The organism is Cellulosimicrobium sp. MI9406 (assembly GCF_040595865.1).
GTDB classification, from domain to species: Bacteria; Actinomycetota; Actinomycetes; order Actinomycetales; family Cellulomonadaceae; genus Cellulosimicrobium; species Cellulosimicrobium funkei.
This window is the reverse complement of sequence record NZ_JALIZI010000011.1, coordinates 128,688-143,593: the sequence shown is the minus strand read 5'-3', so window position 1 is coordinate 143,593 and position 14,906 is coordinate 128,688. Positions and strand designations below refer to the sequence as shown.

Genomic DNA, 14,906 nt, shown 5'->3' with positions numbered 1-14,906 from the left:
CGCGTCGGCCACCGCCGGGGCAGCAGCCTCGGCGGCCGGGGCCGCGGTCTCGGCGGTCGGGGCCGCTGCCGCGGAGGTCGCGCGGCGCGACCGGCGCGCGGGCTTCTTCGCAGCGGGTGCCTCGACGGGCTCGGCCGTCGTCGGCGCGCCGGACGGCGCGGTGTCTGCGGCCGGGGCGTCCGGCTCGGCGACCGGCGCGGCCTCGACGGCCGGAGCCTGCGCGGTCGTGCGCGTCGCCCGGGTGCGCTTCGCGCGGCGCGGCGCGTCGGCCGCGCCCAGCAGGGCGTCGGCGTCAGGTGCCACCGTGGGGGCCGGGGCTTGCTCGGCGGCGGGCGGTGCGCTGAGGCCGAACTCGGAGAGGACGTCGAGCGGCGCGTCGCCAGCCGGGGCCTTCGCCTTCTTGCCGCCGCCCTGGGCGCGGCGCGGCGCGCGGGCGCGCGGGGCGGGCTCTGCCGCCGGCGGCTCCGCCACGGCGTCGGCGGCCGCGGGGCTCGCGTCTGCCGGGACGTCGGCCGGGGCGGACGCAGCGGGAGCCGCGTCGGCCGCCGGAGCGGCGACGGTCGGCGTGGTGCGGGTCGCGCGACGCGAGCGGCGCGCGGGCGGGGTCGTGGCCTCGGCCACGGGTGCGGTCACGGGCGCCTCGGGCGCCGGGGTCGCGTCCGCGGTGGCCGCCGCAGACGCGGCGACGTCGGAGGCAGCCGTCGCCGCCGGCGGCGTCTGCGGCGGTGCCGCGCTGCGCGTCGCGCGGCGGCGGGCGGGCTTGCGCGCCGGGGTCGTCGGGCTCTCGGCCCGGTCCGCGGCGGCGTCCGCCGTCGACTCTGAGGGGGTGCTGTCGGAGGTGCTGTCGAGCGTCACGCGTCGTGCTCCTGCTGCCACAGGGACCGCCCCGCACCGTGCGGCCCGTCGGGCGGTCGGTCGTCGCTCGGGACGAGCGCACCGGAGCGCGTCGTCCGGCGACGGAAGTCGTCGGTCACGGCCGCGGTCCGCGTGCGCGGCGCGGGCGCCTGCCACCGGGCCCTTCGCCCCGGTCGGCGCGCCGACTGCCGCGGTCCGCTGGTGCCGCGATCTCGTGCTCGCCGGGTGAGCGATGCGGAGCCCGCCCGGCTCCGCCCAGTATCGCACAGGGGTGCGGACGAACCCGGGCGACACGCACCGCGCCCCGGGCCGCCGGTCCCGGGGGGTCGGGACCAACGTCCCGGGACCTTGTGAACATAGTCACAAGCGGCGTGTTTTCAGTACTCCTCGTCATTTCCGGCCCTGCTGATGCGGCAGATTGGAACTACCGTCGGAGGAGGCGACCGGTCGTCCGGCCGCCGGCTCCGGCAACACTCCCCTACGCCGTTGTCCCTTCCCCGACCCGGTCGGGCCCCCCGAGGAGCGCACGTGGATGCCCTAGCCCTGGCGCGGTGGCAGTTCGCCATCACGACCGTCTACCACTTCATCTTCGTCCCGCTGACGATCGGCCTGTCGCCGCTCGTCGCGATCATGCAGACGGCGTGGGTCCGCACCGGCAACGAGCGCTGGCTGCGCCTGACGAAGTTCTTCGGCAAGCTGCTGCTCATCAACTTCGCGCTCGGCGTCGTGACCGGCATCGTGCAGGAGTTCCAGTTCGGCATGAACTGGAGCGAGTACTCGCGCTTCGTCGGCGACGTGTTCGGCGCGCCGCTCGCCATGGAGGCGCTCGCCGCGTTCTTCATCGAGTCGACGTTCCTCGGCCTGTGGATCTTCGGGTGGGACCGCCTCAACAAGAAGGTGCACCTCGCGTGCATCTGGGCCGTCGCGATCGCGACCAACCTCTCCGCGTTCTTCATCCTCGCCGCGAACTCGTGGATGCAGCACCCGGTCGGCGCGATCTTCAACCCGGAGACCGGGCGCGCCGAGATGAACGACATCGGCGCCGTCCTCACGAACAACACCCTCTGGGCCGCGTTCCCGCACCAGATCACGGCGACCTTCCTCACCGCGGGCACGTTCGTCACCGGCATCGCCGCTTGGTGGATGGTCCGTCTCGTGCGCACCCGCAAGGCGGAGAACGTCGAGCTCGCGCGCGACGTCTACCGCCCGGCCGTCACGCTCGGCGTCATCGCCATGCTCGTCGGCGGTCTCGGGGTCGCCGTCTCCGGCGACATCCAGGGCAAGATCATGTACGAGCAGCAGCCCGGCAAGATGTCGTCGGCCGAGGCGCTCTGCCAGGGCTCGGAGGGCGCCGCGTTCTCCATCCTCACGATCGGCGACCTGTCGAACTCGTGCGAGAACGTCCGGCACCTCATCGAGATCCCCGGTCTCGCGTCCTACCTCGGCACAGGCCACTTCTCCGGGCCGGAGAGCTACCTGCCCGGCGTCGAGGACGTCCAGGAGCAGATGACCGAGCGCTACGGCGACGTCACCGCCTCCGGCGACCCCGTCACGTACACGCCGAACCTCGCGATGACCTACTGGTCCTTCCGGCTCATGATCGGCATGGCCGCCGGCTCCGTGCTCCTCGCGCTCATGGCGCTGTGGCTCACCCGCAAGGGCCGGGTCACGGACAACAAGTGGTTCGCGCGCGTCGGCCTCATCGCCATCCCCATGCCGTTCCTCGCGAACTCGTTCGGCTGGATCTTCACGGAGATGGGCCGCCAGCCCTGGGTCGTCGCGCCGAACCCGACGGGCATCGACCAGATCCGGCTGCTCACCGAGCGCGGCGTGTCCACCGTGGTGAGCCCCGGCGTGGTGCTGACCTCGATGATCGTCTTCACGCTCGTCTACGGGGCGCTGGCCGCGGTCTGGTTCACGCTCATGCGGCGCTACGCGATCGAGGGCGTCCCGCTCACGGTCCGCGACGAGTCCCCGGAGGCCCAGGAGCCGCCGGACGAGGACTCCGAGTCCGCCGACCGTCCGTTGTCCTTCGCGTACTGACACGACGCGCCTGAACCCGCCCAGAAAACTCAGGAGACACCGTGGATCTCGCCGTCGTCTGGTTCGTGCTCATCGCGGTCCTGTGGACCGGCTACCTCGTGCTCGAGGGCTTCGACTTCGGGGTCGGCATGCTGCTGTCGATCCTCCCGCGCGGTGACAAGGAGCACCGCGAGAAGGAGCGCCGCGTCCTCATCAACACCATCGGCCCCGTCTGGGACGGGAACGAGGTGTGGCTGCTCACCGCGGGCGGCGCGACGTTCGCCGCCTTCCCCGAGTGGTACGCGACGCTCTTCTCCGGCTTCTACCTGCCGCTCCTGCTCATCCTCGTCGCGCTCATCGTGCGCGGCGTCGCGTTCGAGTACCGCGGCAAGATCCGCGACGAGGGCTGGGCGCGCCGCTGCGACGTCGCGATCCAGGTCGGGTCGTGGGTCCCCGCCGTGCTGTGGGGCGTCGCGTTCGCCAACCTCGTGCGCGGCGTGCAGCTCGACGCCGACCACCAGTTCGTCGGCGGCTTCTTCTCGCTCCTGTCGCCGTTCGCGCTCCTCGGCGGTCTCGTCACGCTGAGCCTGTTCCTGCTGCACGGCTCGGTCTTCGTCGCGCTCAAGACCGACGGCGAGATCCGCGCCCGCGCCCGTCAGCACGCCTCGGTCTTCGGCGTGGCCGCGCTCGTGCTCGCCGGCGGCTGGGCCGTCTGGGCCCAGGTCGCGTACTCGGTGCCCTGGACGTGGGCCGCCGTCGTGCTCGCCGCGGCCGGGCTCGTGACGACGCTCCTCGCGAACCGCAAGGGCTCCGAGGGGCGCGCGTTCACGGCGTCGGCCCTGACGATCGTCGCCGCCGTCGTGCTGATCTTCGGCTCGATGTACCCCGACGTGATGCCCGCCGTCGACCCGGCGAACTCGCTGACGGTGCACAACGCGTCGTCGACCGACTACACGCTCACCGTGATGACGTGGGTCGCCGTGATCCTCACGCCGCTCGTCATCGCCTACCAGTCGTGGACGTACTGGGTGTTCCGCCGCCGCCTGTCGACGAAGGACATCCCCGCGCCCGCCGGCCTGTCGCTCAAGAAGGTCCGCGAGGCGGCGTTCGGCGGGGCGTCCTCGGGCGGCTCGACCGGCCGTGGCCTGACCGACGGCGGGGGCTCCGGCTCGTGAAGCCGCTCGACCCGCGGCTCCTGCGCCACGCGCGGGCCGCGCGAGGGTACGTCGTCCTGACGGCGGTGCTCGGGTTCGCCACGGCGGCCCTGGTCGTCGCCCAGGCCCTCGTCCTCGCGTCGGTCCTCGCGCCGGCCGTCCAGGGGACGGCCGACCTGGCCGACCTCGGGCCGCGGGTCGGGCTGCTCGCCGCCGTCGTCGCCGCGCGCGCCGGCACCTCGTGGGCGCAGGAGCGCTTCGCGCTGCGTGCCGCGACGCGGACCGTCGCCGAGCTGCGCGAGCAGGTCGTCACGCACGCCGTGGCGCTCGGCCCGCGGTGGCTGGCCTCGGGGCGCGGCCCCGAGGTCGCGACGCTCGCGACGCGCGGGCTCGACCAGCTCGAGCCCTACATGGTGCGGTACCTGCCCCAGCTCCTGCTCGCCGCCACCGTCACGCCCGCGACGCTCGCCGTCGTGCTGGGCCTGGACTGGGTCTCGGCCGTGATCATCGCCGTGACCATCCCCCTCGTCCCGATCTTCATGACGCTCGTCGGGCGCCTCACCGCGGGCACGTCGGAGCGGCGCCTCGTCGTCATGCAGCGGCTCGGCGCGCAGGTGCTCGACCTGCTCGCCGGTCTGCCGACGCTCCTCGCGTTCGGTCGCGCGCGCGGCCCCGAGCGGCGCGTGCGCGCGCTGGGCGAGGCCAACCGCCGCGCCACGATGGGCACGCTGCGCGTCGCGTTCCTCTCCGGCATGGTGCTCGAGCTCCTCACGACCCTGTCCGTGGCCGTGGTGGCCGTGGGCGTGGGCCTGCGCCTCGTGCACGGCGGCATGGAGCTCGAGCCGGCGCTCGCCGTCCTCGTGCTCGCCCCCGAGGTCTACCTCCCGCTGCGCCAGGTCGGCCTGCACTTCCACGCCTCGACCGACGGCATCGCCGCGGCCGAGCAGGCGTTCGCCGTCCTCGACGAGGACGCGCCCGCGCCGGGCACCGCACCCGCGCCCGCGCTCGCCGGGACGACGCTCGCCCTGCGCGGCGTGAGCGTGCGCGCCGGGGAGCGCGACGTGCTCGCGCCCGCCGACCTCGACCTCGAGCTCCGGCTCGGGACGTCGAGCGGCCGCGTCGTGGCCCTCACCGGGCCGAGCGGCGCGGGCAAGACGACGACGGCGATGGTCCTGCTCGGCCTCGTACGGCCCGACCGCGGCACCGCGACCCTCACCGCGCCCGACGGCGACCGGCTCGACCTGGCCGACGTCGACCCCGAGACGTACTGGCCCCAGGTCGCGTGGCTCCCCCAGCGCCCCGTGCTCGCGCCGGGGCGGCTGCGCGACGTCGTCGCCGGCGGGCTGGACGTCACCGACGCCGACCTCGACCGCGCGGCGCGCACCGCCGGCCTCGACACGGTGCTCGCCACGCTGCCCGCGGGCTGGGACACCGAGGTCGGGCGCGGCGGTGTCGGGCTGAGCGTCGGCCAGCGGCAGCGCGTCGCGCTCGCCGCGGCGCTGCTCGGCGACCCGGCGCGCGTCCCGCTCGTCGTGCTCGACGAGCCGACCGCCCACCTGGACGCGCGCGGCGAGCAGGTCGTGCTCGACGCCGTGCGCGCGTTCCGCGACCAGGGGCGCACCGTCGTCGTGGTCGCGCACCGCGCCTCGCTCGTGCGCGCCGCGGACGACGTGGTCGAGGTCCGCTCCGCACGGCTCGACCCGTCCCCGGCGAGCCCGGGCGCCGACCCGGCCGACCCCCGGGACACCGCCGTGGCGGTCGGTGCCGTCACCTCCACGACCCCCGAGGGGAGCGTCCCGTGACCGGTCCTCGTGCCCGCCTCGCCGCCGACCCGCTGTGGCGGGCGGTCGGGCTGCTCGACGTGCGCTGGCGCCGCGTCGTGTGGGCGGTCGTGCTCGGCACGCTCTCGCTCGGGAGCGCCGTCGGCCTCGCGGCCGCCGCGGCGTGGCTCATCGCGCGCGCCTCGCAGATGCCGCCGGTCCTCACGCTGTCCGTCGCGGTCGTCGGCGTGCGCGCGTTCGGCATCTCGCGCGGCGTCTTCCGGTACCTCGAGCGGCTCGCGTCGCACGACGTCGCGCTGCGCGGCATGGCGTCCCTGCGCGCCAACCTCTACACCGCGCTGGCGCAGGGCTCGCCCGCAGCGCTCGTGGGGCTGCGGCGGGGCGACCTGCTCGCGCGCGTCGGCGCGGACGTCGACGCGGTCGGCGACGTGGTCGTGCGCGCGTTCGTGCCCGCCGGGGTCGCGCTCGCCGTGTCGGTGGGGTCCGTCGTGCTCGTGGGCGCCTTCCTGCCCGCGGCCGGGGTCGCGCTCGCGCTGTGCCTCCTGCTCGCCGCCGTCGTCGCGCCGTGGCTCTCCGCCCGGTCGGCGCGCGAGGTCGAGGCGCGCGGCGCCACGACGCGCGCGGCGATGACCGCCACGACGCTGGAGATCCTCGAGGAGTCCGGGCCGCTCGCCGTGTCCGGGCGCCTCGGCACGCGCCTGGACGACCTGCGCGCGACCGACCGGGCGCTGGCCCGCGTGACCGACGACGGCGCCCGCCCCGCCGGGGTCGCGGCCGGGATCGCCGCGCTCGCCGTCGGCCTCGCGGTGCTCGCGTCGCTCCTGCTCGGCATCCCGGCCGTCACCGCCGGCACGCTCGCGCCCGTCGAGCTGTCCGTCATCGTCCTCACGCCCCTCGCGGTGTTCGAGGCGGCGAACACGCTGCCCGCCGCCGCCGTCCAGCTCCACCGCTCGCGGCAGGCCGCCGCGCGCGTCGTCGGGCTCCTCGACGGGCCGACGCCCGCGGCCGGCCGCGCGCCGACCCCCGCCCCCGGCGAGTCGGGCCGCGCCCCCGACCCGCGCACGTCCCTCGTGCTCGACGACGTCGCGGCCGGCTGGCCGGGCACCGGACGCACCGTCGTCGAGGGCGTCGACCTGGCGCTCACGCCGGGCCGTGCGGTCGCCGTCGTCGGGCCGTCGGGCGTCGGCAAGACGACGCTGCTCGCGACCGCCGCCGGGCTCGTCCCGGGGGTCGCGGGGCGCGTGCTCCTCGACGGCGTCCCGACGGCCGACCTCGCGCGCGAGGACGTGGCGCACCACGTCGTGCTCGTCGCGGAGGACGGGCACGTGTTCGACACGACCGTGCTGGAGAACCTGCGCGTCGCGCGCGGCGACGTCACGACCGAGGAGGCCGAGGCCGCCCTGCGGGCCGTCGGCCTCGACCCGTGGCTCGCCGCGCTGCCCGACGGACTGGAGACGTTGCTCGGCCCCGACGCCACCACGGTCTCGGGCGGCGAGCGCCGCCGTCTGCTCGTGGCCCGCGCGCTCCTGTCCCCCGCGCCGCTGCTGCTGCTCGACGAGCCCGCGGAGCACCTCGACGCCACGGGCGCCGACGCGCTCGTGCGGCACCTCGTCGCGACGACGCGCGCCGCGCAGGACCGGCGCGGCGTCGTCCTCGCGACGCACCGGCTGAGCGCGCTGGAGGCGGTCGACGAGGTGCTGCTGCTCGGCGTCCCCGACGCCGCGCCGGACGGCGCCGCCGCACGCGTCGTCGCGCGCGGGACGCACGCCGAGCTCCTCAAGCTCCCCGCTTACCGCTGGGCGCTCGACCAGGAGGCCCCCGCGGTGCGCTGAGCCCGCGGCGTCAGCCCTCGCCGAGGCGCGCGAGGAACAGCGCCTCGCCGACCGCGAGGTTCTCGATCTCGCTGGGCGCGACCGACTCGTTCGGCGCGTGGATGAGGCACGCGGGCTCCTCGACCCCGAGGAGCACGATCTCCGCGTCCGGGTACTGGCCCGCGAGCACGTTGCACAGCGGGATCGAGCCGCCCTGGCCCGCCGTGACCGTCTCGCGCCCGTACGCGTCCGCGAGCGCCCCCGTGAGCGTGTCGAACACGTGCCCGCTCGTGCGGGCCGCGAACGGCTGCCCGACGGCGTCGCGCTCGACCCGTACGCGCACCCCCCAGGGCGCGTGGGCCTCGAGGTGTGCGACGAGCTTGTCCTGCAGGTCCTGGGCGTCCGCGCCGGGCGGCACCCGCAGGTTGAGCCGGGCGGACGCGCGCGGTTGGATCGCGGCCGCCGAGCCGACGACGCTCGGCGCGTCGATCCCGAGGATCGTCACGACGGGCCGCGCCCACAGCCGGTCGGCGACGCTGCCGGTCCCGACGAGCCCGACGCCGTCGAGCACGCCCGCGTCGCGGCGGAACTGGTCCTCGTCGTACGCGACCCCGTCCCACGTGCCGTGCGCGACGGCGCGCGGCACGCCGTCGATGGTCGTGTCGCCGTGCTCGTCGCGCAGGCTCGCGAGGATCGCGACGAGAGCCGCGAGCGCGTCGGGCGCGGCGCCGCCGAACATGCCGGAGTGGATCTCGCCCTCGAGCGCCTCGACGTGCACGACGACGTTCGCCGCGCCGCGCAGGGTGACGGTGAGCGTCGGGAGGCCGAGCTCGGCGTTGCCGGTGTCCTGAACGAGCATCGCGTCGGCCGCGAGCGCTCCGGGGTTCTCCTCGACCCACCGGTCGAGACCGCCCGTCCCCTGCTCCTCGGAGCCCTCGACGACGAGCCGGACCCCGACGGGGAGGTCGTCGCCGCCGAGCGCGCGCAGGGCCCGCAGCGCGGTGAGGTGCGTGACGACATTCCCCTTGCAGTCCGCGGCGCCGCGCCCGTAGAGGCGACCGTCGCGCTCGGTGAGCTCGAAGGGCGGGCTGGTCCACGCGGCGTCGTCGAGGGGCGGCTGAACGTCGTAGTGCGCGTAGAGCAGGACGGTGGGCGCGCCGTCGGGTCCGGGACGGTGGCCCAGGACGACCTGCGACCCGTCGGGCGTGACCTCCAGGCGCGTGTCGATCCCCTCCGCGCGGAACGCGTCGGCCACCCAGCGCGCGGCGCGCTCGCACTCGGCGCGGGGGTAGAGGCGCTCGTCGGCGACGGACGGGATGGCGACGAGCGTGCGCAGGTCGTCGAGCGCGCGCGGCAGGAGGCCCTGCACGGCGGCCCGCACCTCCTCGACGTGCCCGGTGGCGTCGGGTCGTGCTCCGGTGCTCGGCTGGCTCACGCGTCCTCCTCGGTCGTGGTTCCGGTGGTGGCGTCGGTGCCCTCGCCGCCCTGCTCGGTGGTGCGGCCGGGGTCGAGGTCGAGCGAGTCCACGTACGCGTCGAACGCGGCGAGCTGCTCAGGGCAGTAGACCTCGATGACGAGCCGGTCGCCGGCGAGGCGGCGCTCGTCGAGCACGGACGGCCGCAGGCCCGGGCCGGCGGCCCCGTTCGCCGCGCCGAGGTCGGCGGTCGCCTCGACGAGGGCGGCCGGGTCGGCACAGAAGCCGCCGCCGTCGTCGCCGAGGACGTCGGCGATCGTCTCCTCGCTGAAGGCGGTGATCCCGATCGCGGCGAACTGCTCGTGCAGCTCGGCCGCCTTCTGCTCGGCCTCGCGCGCGTCGCGGTTCGACCGCACGTCGTCGAAGACGATCAGCATGACGGCGCCGAGGGCGACGAGGAGCAGCGCGGCGGCGGTGTACGTGACCCACCGCTTCGACGAGACCGGCTCGGGCTCGTGCTCGGGGACGTGGGAGGGACGGGTCGTGGTCATGCCGCGTCGCCCTCCCCCGCCTCGTCCGCCGCCGCGAGCGCCGCGGCCTCGGGGTCCCTCCAGGACGGCTTGCGCAGCAGGTAGAAGAGCGCCGGGACGAGGATGCCGATGATCCCGAGGCCGCCACCGACGATCAGCACGTAGACGCCCACGTTCCCGCTGGAGAACTGCGCGGGCGGCACGAACCCGATGATCATCGCGGCCACCGAGGCGCAGAACCCGACGACGCACAGGAGCGTCAGCGCGGGCGCGCGGTAGCCGCGCGGGTGGTCGGGTGCCCGACGGCGCAGCCGCACCGCCGCGACGAACAGCAGCAGGTACATGACGAGGTACACCTGCGTCGTGATGACGGACAGGATCCAGTAGGCGCTCGAGACGTCGGGGATGAAGGCGTACAGGAGCGCGATGCCGGTCGTGATGACGCCCTGCGTGACGAGGATGTTCTGCTGCACGCCGTGCTTGTTGAGCCGCTGCAGGAACGGCGGGAGGTAGCCCTCCTCGCGCGCGACCGTGAGCAGGCCCTTGGACGGCCCGGCGAGCCACGTGAGCATGCCGCCGAGCGACGCCGCGATGAGCATGAGGCCGAGGATCGGCGTCAGCCAGCTCACGCCGAAGTTGGCGAAGAACGCGTCGAACGCCTGCATCACCCCGGCGGTCAGGCTGAGCTGGTCAGCCGGGATCACCCAGCTGATCGCGACGGCCGGAAGGATGAAGATCACGAGGACGAGCCCGATCGCGAGGAACATCGACCGCGGGAACTCCGTCGCCGGCCTGCGCAGGCTCGTCACGTGCACCGCGTTCATCTCCATGCCCGCGTACGACAGGAAGTTGTTGACGATGAGCACCAGCGACGCGAGCCCGGTCCAGGCCGGCAGCAGGTGCTGCGCGTCCATCGGCGCGGCCGACGGGTTGCCCTGGGCCAGGAAGACGACGCCGAGCACGACGAGGATCGCGGCCGGGACGAGCGTCCCGATGACGAGGCCCCAGCTCGACAGCCCCGCGACCGTCTTGGTGCCCTGGGAGGAGAGCCACACGCCCGTCCAGAAGAGCACGACGATGACGATGGCGACGTAGAGCCCGTTGCTCGCGAGGCTCGGGTTGATGACGTAGGCGAACGTGCTCGCGACGTACCCGAGCAGGCTCGGGTAGTAGAAGATCGTCATCGCGAACTGGCACCAGATCGCGAGGAACCCGAGCGGCTTCGACACGCCGTCCGCGACCCAGCGGTACACGCCGCCCGACCACCCCGACGCGAGCTCGGCAGACACGAGCGACGTCGGGAGCAGGAACACGAGCGCCGGGACCACGTAGAGGAACACGGCCGCGAGGCCGTAGACCGCCATGGTCGGCGCGGCGCGCAGGCTCGCGACCGACGACGTGATCATGAACGCGAGCGTGAGCCACGTGATGTAGTTCTTCGGTGTCCGTGCCGTGATCGCCGCGCGCACCTCAGCGTGCGTCGGCGCGCCCGTGGACGAGCCCATCCCCACCCCCGAAGCCGTGACCCCGCCAGGGCCGACCGGGACGGCGCGCGGACGGCGCGTCGTCGGAACACCGCGAACATATCGCCGCGACGCAGGTCGCGCCTGGGGAGTCGTCCGGGGCTCTGCCGGGGCGCGGACCGGGAGCCGCGCCGGCGCGGGGTCGGCGCCGGGCCTGCTCAGAGGTGGCGCGAGGGCGGCTCGGTGGCGGCTCGGACGCGGTGATACGTTCGCGAGGCGGCCCGTCCCGCGCAGCGCGAGGGCCGTGACGACACCACGGACGACCCTCAAGGAGCAGCGGTGAAGATCCTCGTGCCCGGCACCATCGCCCTCGACGTGCACGCGGGCCCGGACGACGAGGTCGTCGTGTACGACGCCGCGGCCCCGTTCCGCCCCGAGGACGCCGACGCCGAGGTGCTCGTGGTGTGGGGCAGCTCCGCGGAGAACCTCGCCGACGCCGCGGCGCGGCTCCCCCGCCTGCGCTGGGTCCAGACGCTCGCCGCGGGCCCCGACGCCGTGCTCGCGGCCGGGTTCGGGCCGGACGTGACGATCACCTCGGGCCGGTCCCTGCACGACGGCCCCGTCGCCGAGCACGCGCTCGCGCTGGTCCTCGCCGTCGTGCGCCGGCTCGACGTGCTCGGGGCGGCGCAGCGCGAGCACCGGTGGGACACCGCGGTGAACCAGGCGCAGGCGGACCCGGCGACGGCCGCGCGCTACACGCTCGACGGCGCACGCGTGACCGTGTGGGGCTTCGGCTCGATCGCCGCCCGGCTCGCGCCGCTGCTCGCGGCGCTCGGCGCCGACGTGACGGGCGTCGCGAGCCGCCGCGGCGAGCGGCACGGCTTCCCCGTCGTGACCGACGACGACCTCCCCGACGTGCTCGCCTCGACCGACGTGCTCGTCTCGCTCCTGCCCGCCCTCGACACGACGCGGCACGCGTTCGACGCCGCGCGGATCGACCAGCTCCCCGACCACGCGGTCTTCGTCAACGTCGGCCGCGGCGCCACGGTCGACGAGGACGCGCTCGTCGCCGCGCTGCACGACGGGCGCCTCGGCGGCGCCGCGCTCGACGTCACCGGGTCCGAGCCCCTGCCCGCGGAGTCACCCCTGTGGGACGCGCCGCGCCTGGTCCTCACGCCGCACGTCGCGGGCAACCGGCCCGAGCGCGCGTCCGAGCTCGTCAACGCCAACCTCGACGCGCTCCGCGCGGGCCGCGAGCTCCGCAACGTCGTCCCCCGCTGAGGGGGCGCTTCCGGGGTCTACCAGCGGCCGTTGCGGGGGCGCGGCTGGCACCGCGGGCACGTGTACGACGAGCGGTTCATGAACTCGTCGCGCCGGACGGGCGTGCCGCACCGGGGGCACGGCTCGCCCTCCTGCCCGTACACGGCGAGCGACCGCGAGAAGTAGCCGGACTGCCCGTTCACGTTGACGTACAGCGCGTCGAAGCTCGTGCCGCCCTGCGCGAGGGCCTCGGTCATGACCTCGGCCGCCGCGTCGAGCAGGCGGTGCGCCTCGGGACGGCGCAGCGTGTCCGTCGCGCGGGCGTAGTGCAGCCGGGCGCGCCACAGCGCCTCGTCCGCGTAGATGTTGCCGACCCCGGACACGACGGTCTGGTCGAGCAGCGCGCGCTTGACGCCCGTCCGACGACGCCGGATCGCGTCCACCACGTCGTCGCGCCGCAGCGACGGGTCGAGCAGGTCCCGGCCGATGTGCGCGACCGGCGCCGGGACCGCGGCGAGGTCGGAGCCGAGGCCGCCGGGGGCGCCGTCGGGCGTCGGGACGAGGTCCTGGACGGACAGGTGCCCGAACGTGCGCTGGTCGACGAAGTCGAGCGCCTGCGCGCCGTAGGCGGTGCGGTCGTCGTGCTCGAGCACCACGCGCACCCGCAGGTGCGGCGCCCGGTCCGCGAGCGCGACGCCGGAGCGGACGAGGAGCTGGCCCGACATCCCGAGGTGGGCCAGCAGGGCGGCGGCGGGGCCGTCGTCGGACCCGGCGGCGGGCTCGAGCGGGAGCCAGAGGAACTTGCCGCGGCGCACCGCGGCGCCGAGCCGCTGGCCGAGCAGCTCGTCGCGGAAGCCCGCCGGCCCGCCCTCGTGGCGCCGCACGCTGTAGTCGCGCAGCACCTCCACGTCGACGACGCGGGCGCCCACGACGTGGCGGGCGAGACCGTCACGGACGGTCTCGACCTCGGGCAGCTCAGGCACCGGCGTCCTCGGCGGCGACCGGCGAGGACGCGGACGCCGCCTCGCGCTCGGCCTGCTCCGCCGCGAGCGCGCGGTACGCGCGCTCCGCGGCCTCCTGCTCGGCGTACTTCTTCGCCGTCCCGCTGCCCGTGCCGTAGAGGCGGCCGTCGAGGTGCACGTACGACGTGAAGACCCGCGCGTGGTCCGGTCCGACGGCGTCGCTCGAGTACGACGGCGCGCTCAGCCCGGCCGCGGCCGCGGCCTCCTGGAGCGACGTCTTCCAGTCGAGCCCGGCGCCCAGACCCGCCGCCGCCGACAGCGTCGGCTCGACGAGCCCGAGCACGAGCCCGCGGGCAGGCTCCAGGCCGTGGCTCAGGTAGACCGCGCCGATGATCGCCTCGACCGTGTCGGAGAGGATCGAGTCCTTGTCGTTGCCGCGCGTGCGGATCTCGCCCTTGCCGAGCAGCACGTACTGCCCCAGGCCGAGCCGGCGCGCGATCGCGGCGAGCGACTTCTGCGAGACGGTCGCGGCCCGCATCTTGGCGAGCTCGCCCTCGGACAGGTCGGGGTGGCGGCGGTAGAGGGTCTCCGTGACGACGAGGCCCAGGACGGTGTCACCGAGGAACTCGAGACGCTCGTTCGTGGGGATGCCGCCGTTCTCGTGCGCGAACGACCGGTGCGTGAGCGCAAGCACGAGAAGCTCGGGGTCCAGATGGACCCCGAGCTTCTCGAGAAGACCGGATGCCGGTGCAGCCGGTGCCACGCGCCTCAGCCTGCGTGCTCGGTGCGCAGCGCCTCGGCGTACTGGCGGCCCTTGTAGGTACCGCACGTCGGGCACGCCGCGTGCGACAGCTTGTCGCCCTTGCACTGCGGGCAGGTGGTGAGGTTCGCGGCGGTCGTCTTCCACTGCGAACGACGCGCACGGGTGTTGCTGCGCGACATCTTGCGCTTCGGAACAGCCACGGCTAGCTCTCTTTCGTCTCGTCGGACACGTTCGAGGTGTCGAACATGCTCTCCAGCGCCGACCAGCGAGGGTCGACAAGTTCGTGGGTGTGGCCCGGGTCGTCCGCCAGGCGCGCACCGCACTCGGAGCACAGCCCCGGGCAGTCCGCTCGGCACACCGGACTGAATGGTAGTGCAGTGACGACCGAATCCCGTAGCGCGGGCTCGATGTCCGCGAGGTCGCCGTCCAGCTCGTAGACGTCCTCGGCGTCCTCCAGGTCGTCGCCCGACTCCTCGGCGGCCTTCGCGCGCTCCGGGTAGGCGAACAGCTCGCCGAGCTCGACCGAGACGTCCTCGTGCACCGTGTCGAGGCAGCGCACGCACTCCCCGACCGCGCGCCCCGTCACCGTCCCGGAGACGAGCACGCCCTCCATGACGGCCTCGAGACGCAGGTCGAGCTCGAGCTCGCTGCCCTCGGGGATGCCGATGACGGCGGTCCCGAGGTCGGCCGGCGCGGGGACGGTCCGGCGGACCGTCAGCATGCTCCCGGGTCGCCGACCGAGCTCGTGCGTGTCGAGCACGAGCGGCGACGTCTTCTCGGCGGTGATGGTGCGCTCCAGGATCGGAGCCCGCAGGCGTGGGTGCCCGCGGACGGTGGTCAACGATGGTCGGGGGCCGGCGACCGCTCGACGGCGGCTGCCAGGCACGGGTC

At 75.0% G+C, this 14,906-nt stretch carries 13 protein-coding genes and 1 pseudogene; 5 read left to right on the top strand and 9 right to left on the bottom strand.

Features of this window, described 5'->3' with window-relative positions; all coding sequences use genetic code 11:
* Together MT994_RS18785 and MT994_RS18780 are read right to left on the bottom strand one after the other, a co-directional pair.
* Positions 1–855, bottom strand: a pseudogene (locus MT994_RS18785) (hypothetical protein); the annotation flags it as partial.
* A complete protein-coding gene (locus MT994_RS18780) occupies positions 852–974 on the bottom strand; it encodes a hypothetical protein (protein WP_255181389.1) in 123 nt (40 codons plus the stop codon). The gene MT994_RS18780 and the pseudogene MT994_RS18785, both read right to left, overlap by 4 nt.
* 409 nt (positions 975–1,383) lie before the next feature.
* On the opposite strand from MT994_RS18780, the gene MT994_RS18775 reads away from it, so the two are divergent.
* The 4 genes from MT994_RS18775 to cydC are packed head-to-tail and all read left to right on the top strand — an operon-like array spanning position 1,384 to position 7,644.
* On the top strand, positions 1,384–2,898 hold the full coding sequence (locus MT994_RS18775; RefSeq protein WP_061266797.1) for a cytochrome ubiquinol oxidase subunit I: 1,515 nt from the start codon (positions 1,384–1,386) through the stop codon (positions 2,896–2,898).
* A gap of 41 nt (positions 2,899–2,939) precedes the next feature.
* A complete protein-coding gene (gene cydB / locus MT994_RS18770) occupies positions 2,940–4,052 on the top strand; it encodes a cytochrome d ubiquinol oxidase subunit II (protein ID WP_085387659.1) in 1,113 nt (370 codons plus the stop codon).
* Positions 4,049–5,833, top strand: coding sequence for a thiol reductant ABC exporter subunit CydD (gene cydD, locus MT994_RS18765; RefSeq protein ID WP_354807512.1), 1,785 nt, complete (start codon positions 4,049–4,051; stop codon positions 5,831–5,833). Before cydB ends, cydD begins: the two co-directional genes overlap by 4 nt.
* Complete coding sequence (gene cydC / locus MT994_RS18760; RefSeq protein ID WP_354807511.1) at positions 5,830–7,644, top strand: thiol reductant ABC exporter subunit CydC; 1,815 nt, start codon at positions 5,830–5,832, stop codon at positions 7,642–7,644. The genes cydD and cydC overlap by 4 nt, the downstream gene beginning before the upstream one ends.
* A gap of 10 nt (positions 7,645–7,654) precedes the next feature.
* On the opposite strand, the gene MT994_RS18755 is transcribed toward cydC, so the two are convergent.
* From MT994_RS18755 to MT994_RS18745, 3 genes are read right to left on the bottom strand one after another with little or no spacing between them, the layout of a single operon-like run.
* Positions 7,655–9,058 (bottom strand): dipeptidase, encoded by a 1,404-nt coding sequence (locus MT994_RS18755; RefSeq protein ID WP_354807510.1) that lies wholly within the window; start codon positions 9,056–9,058, stop codon positions 7,655–7,657.
* Positions 9,055–9,588, bottom strand: a complete 534-nt coding sequence (locus MT994_RS18750) for a hypothetical protein (protein WP_354807508.1) — start codon at positions 9,586–9,588, stop codon at positions 9,055–9,057. Before MT994_RS18750 ends, MT994_RS18755 begins: the two co-directional genes overlap by 4 nt.
* Entirely contained in the window at positions 9,585–11,072 is a 1,488-nt protein-coding gene (locus tag MT994_RS18745; RefSeq protein ID WP_081600122.1) for an APC family permease, read from the bottom strand. The genes MT994_RS18750 and MT994_RS18745 overlap by 4 nt, the downstream gene beginning before the upstream one ends.
* Before the next feature lie 297 nt (positions 11,073–11,369).
* Between MT994_RS18745 and MT994_RS18740 the strand changes: the two genes are divergently transcribed.
* Positions 11,370–12,311 (top strand): NAD(P)-dependent oxidoreductase, encoded by a 942-nt coding sequence (locus tag MT994_RS18740; RefSeq protein ID WP_354807505.1) that lies wholly within the window; start codon positions 11,370–11,372, stop codon positions 12,309–12,311.
* 17 nt (positions 12,312–12,328) lie between these two features.
* Here MT994_RS18740 and mutM read toward each other — a convergent pair whose 3' ends face one another.
* The 4 genes from mutM to MT994_RS18720 are packed head-to-tail and all read right to left on the bottom strand — an operon-like array spanning position 12,329 to position 14,814.
* The gene (gene mutM, locus MT994_RS18735) at positions 12,329–13,273 is read right to left on the bottom strand and encodes a bifunctional DNA-formamidopyrimidine glycosylase/DNA-(apurinic or apyrimidinic site) lyase (protein ID WP_354807503.1); all 945 of its coding nucleotides are present in this window, start codon (positions 13,271–13,273) and stop codon (positions 12,329–12,331) included.
* Complete coding sequence (gene rnc, locus MT994_RS18730; RefSeq protein WP_354807501.1) at positions 13,266–14,015, bottom strand: ribonuclease III; 750 nt, start codon at positions 14,013–14,015, stop codon at positions 13,266–13,268. The genes mutM and rnc overlap by 8 nt, the downstream gene beginning before the upstream one ends.
* A 5-nt stretch (positions 14,016–14,020) precedes the next feature.
* On the bottom strand, positions 14,021–14,215 hold the full coding sequence (rpmF, locus tag MT994_RS18725; RefSeq protein WP_021482203.1) for a 50S ribosomal protein L32: 195 nt from the start codon (positions 14,213–14,215) through the stop codon (positions 14,021–14,023).
* Positions 14,216–14,217: 2 nt separating this feature from the next.
* Positions 14,218–14,814, bottom strand: a complete 597-nt coding sequence (locus tag MT994_RS18720; RefSeq protein WP_031315927.1) for a YceD family protein — start codon at positions 14,812–14,814, stop codon at positions 14,218–14,220.
* Between the last annotated feature and the right edge of the window lie 92 nt (positions 14,815–14,906).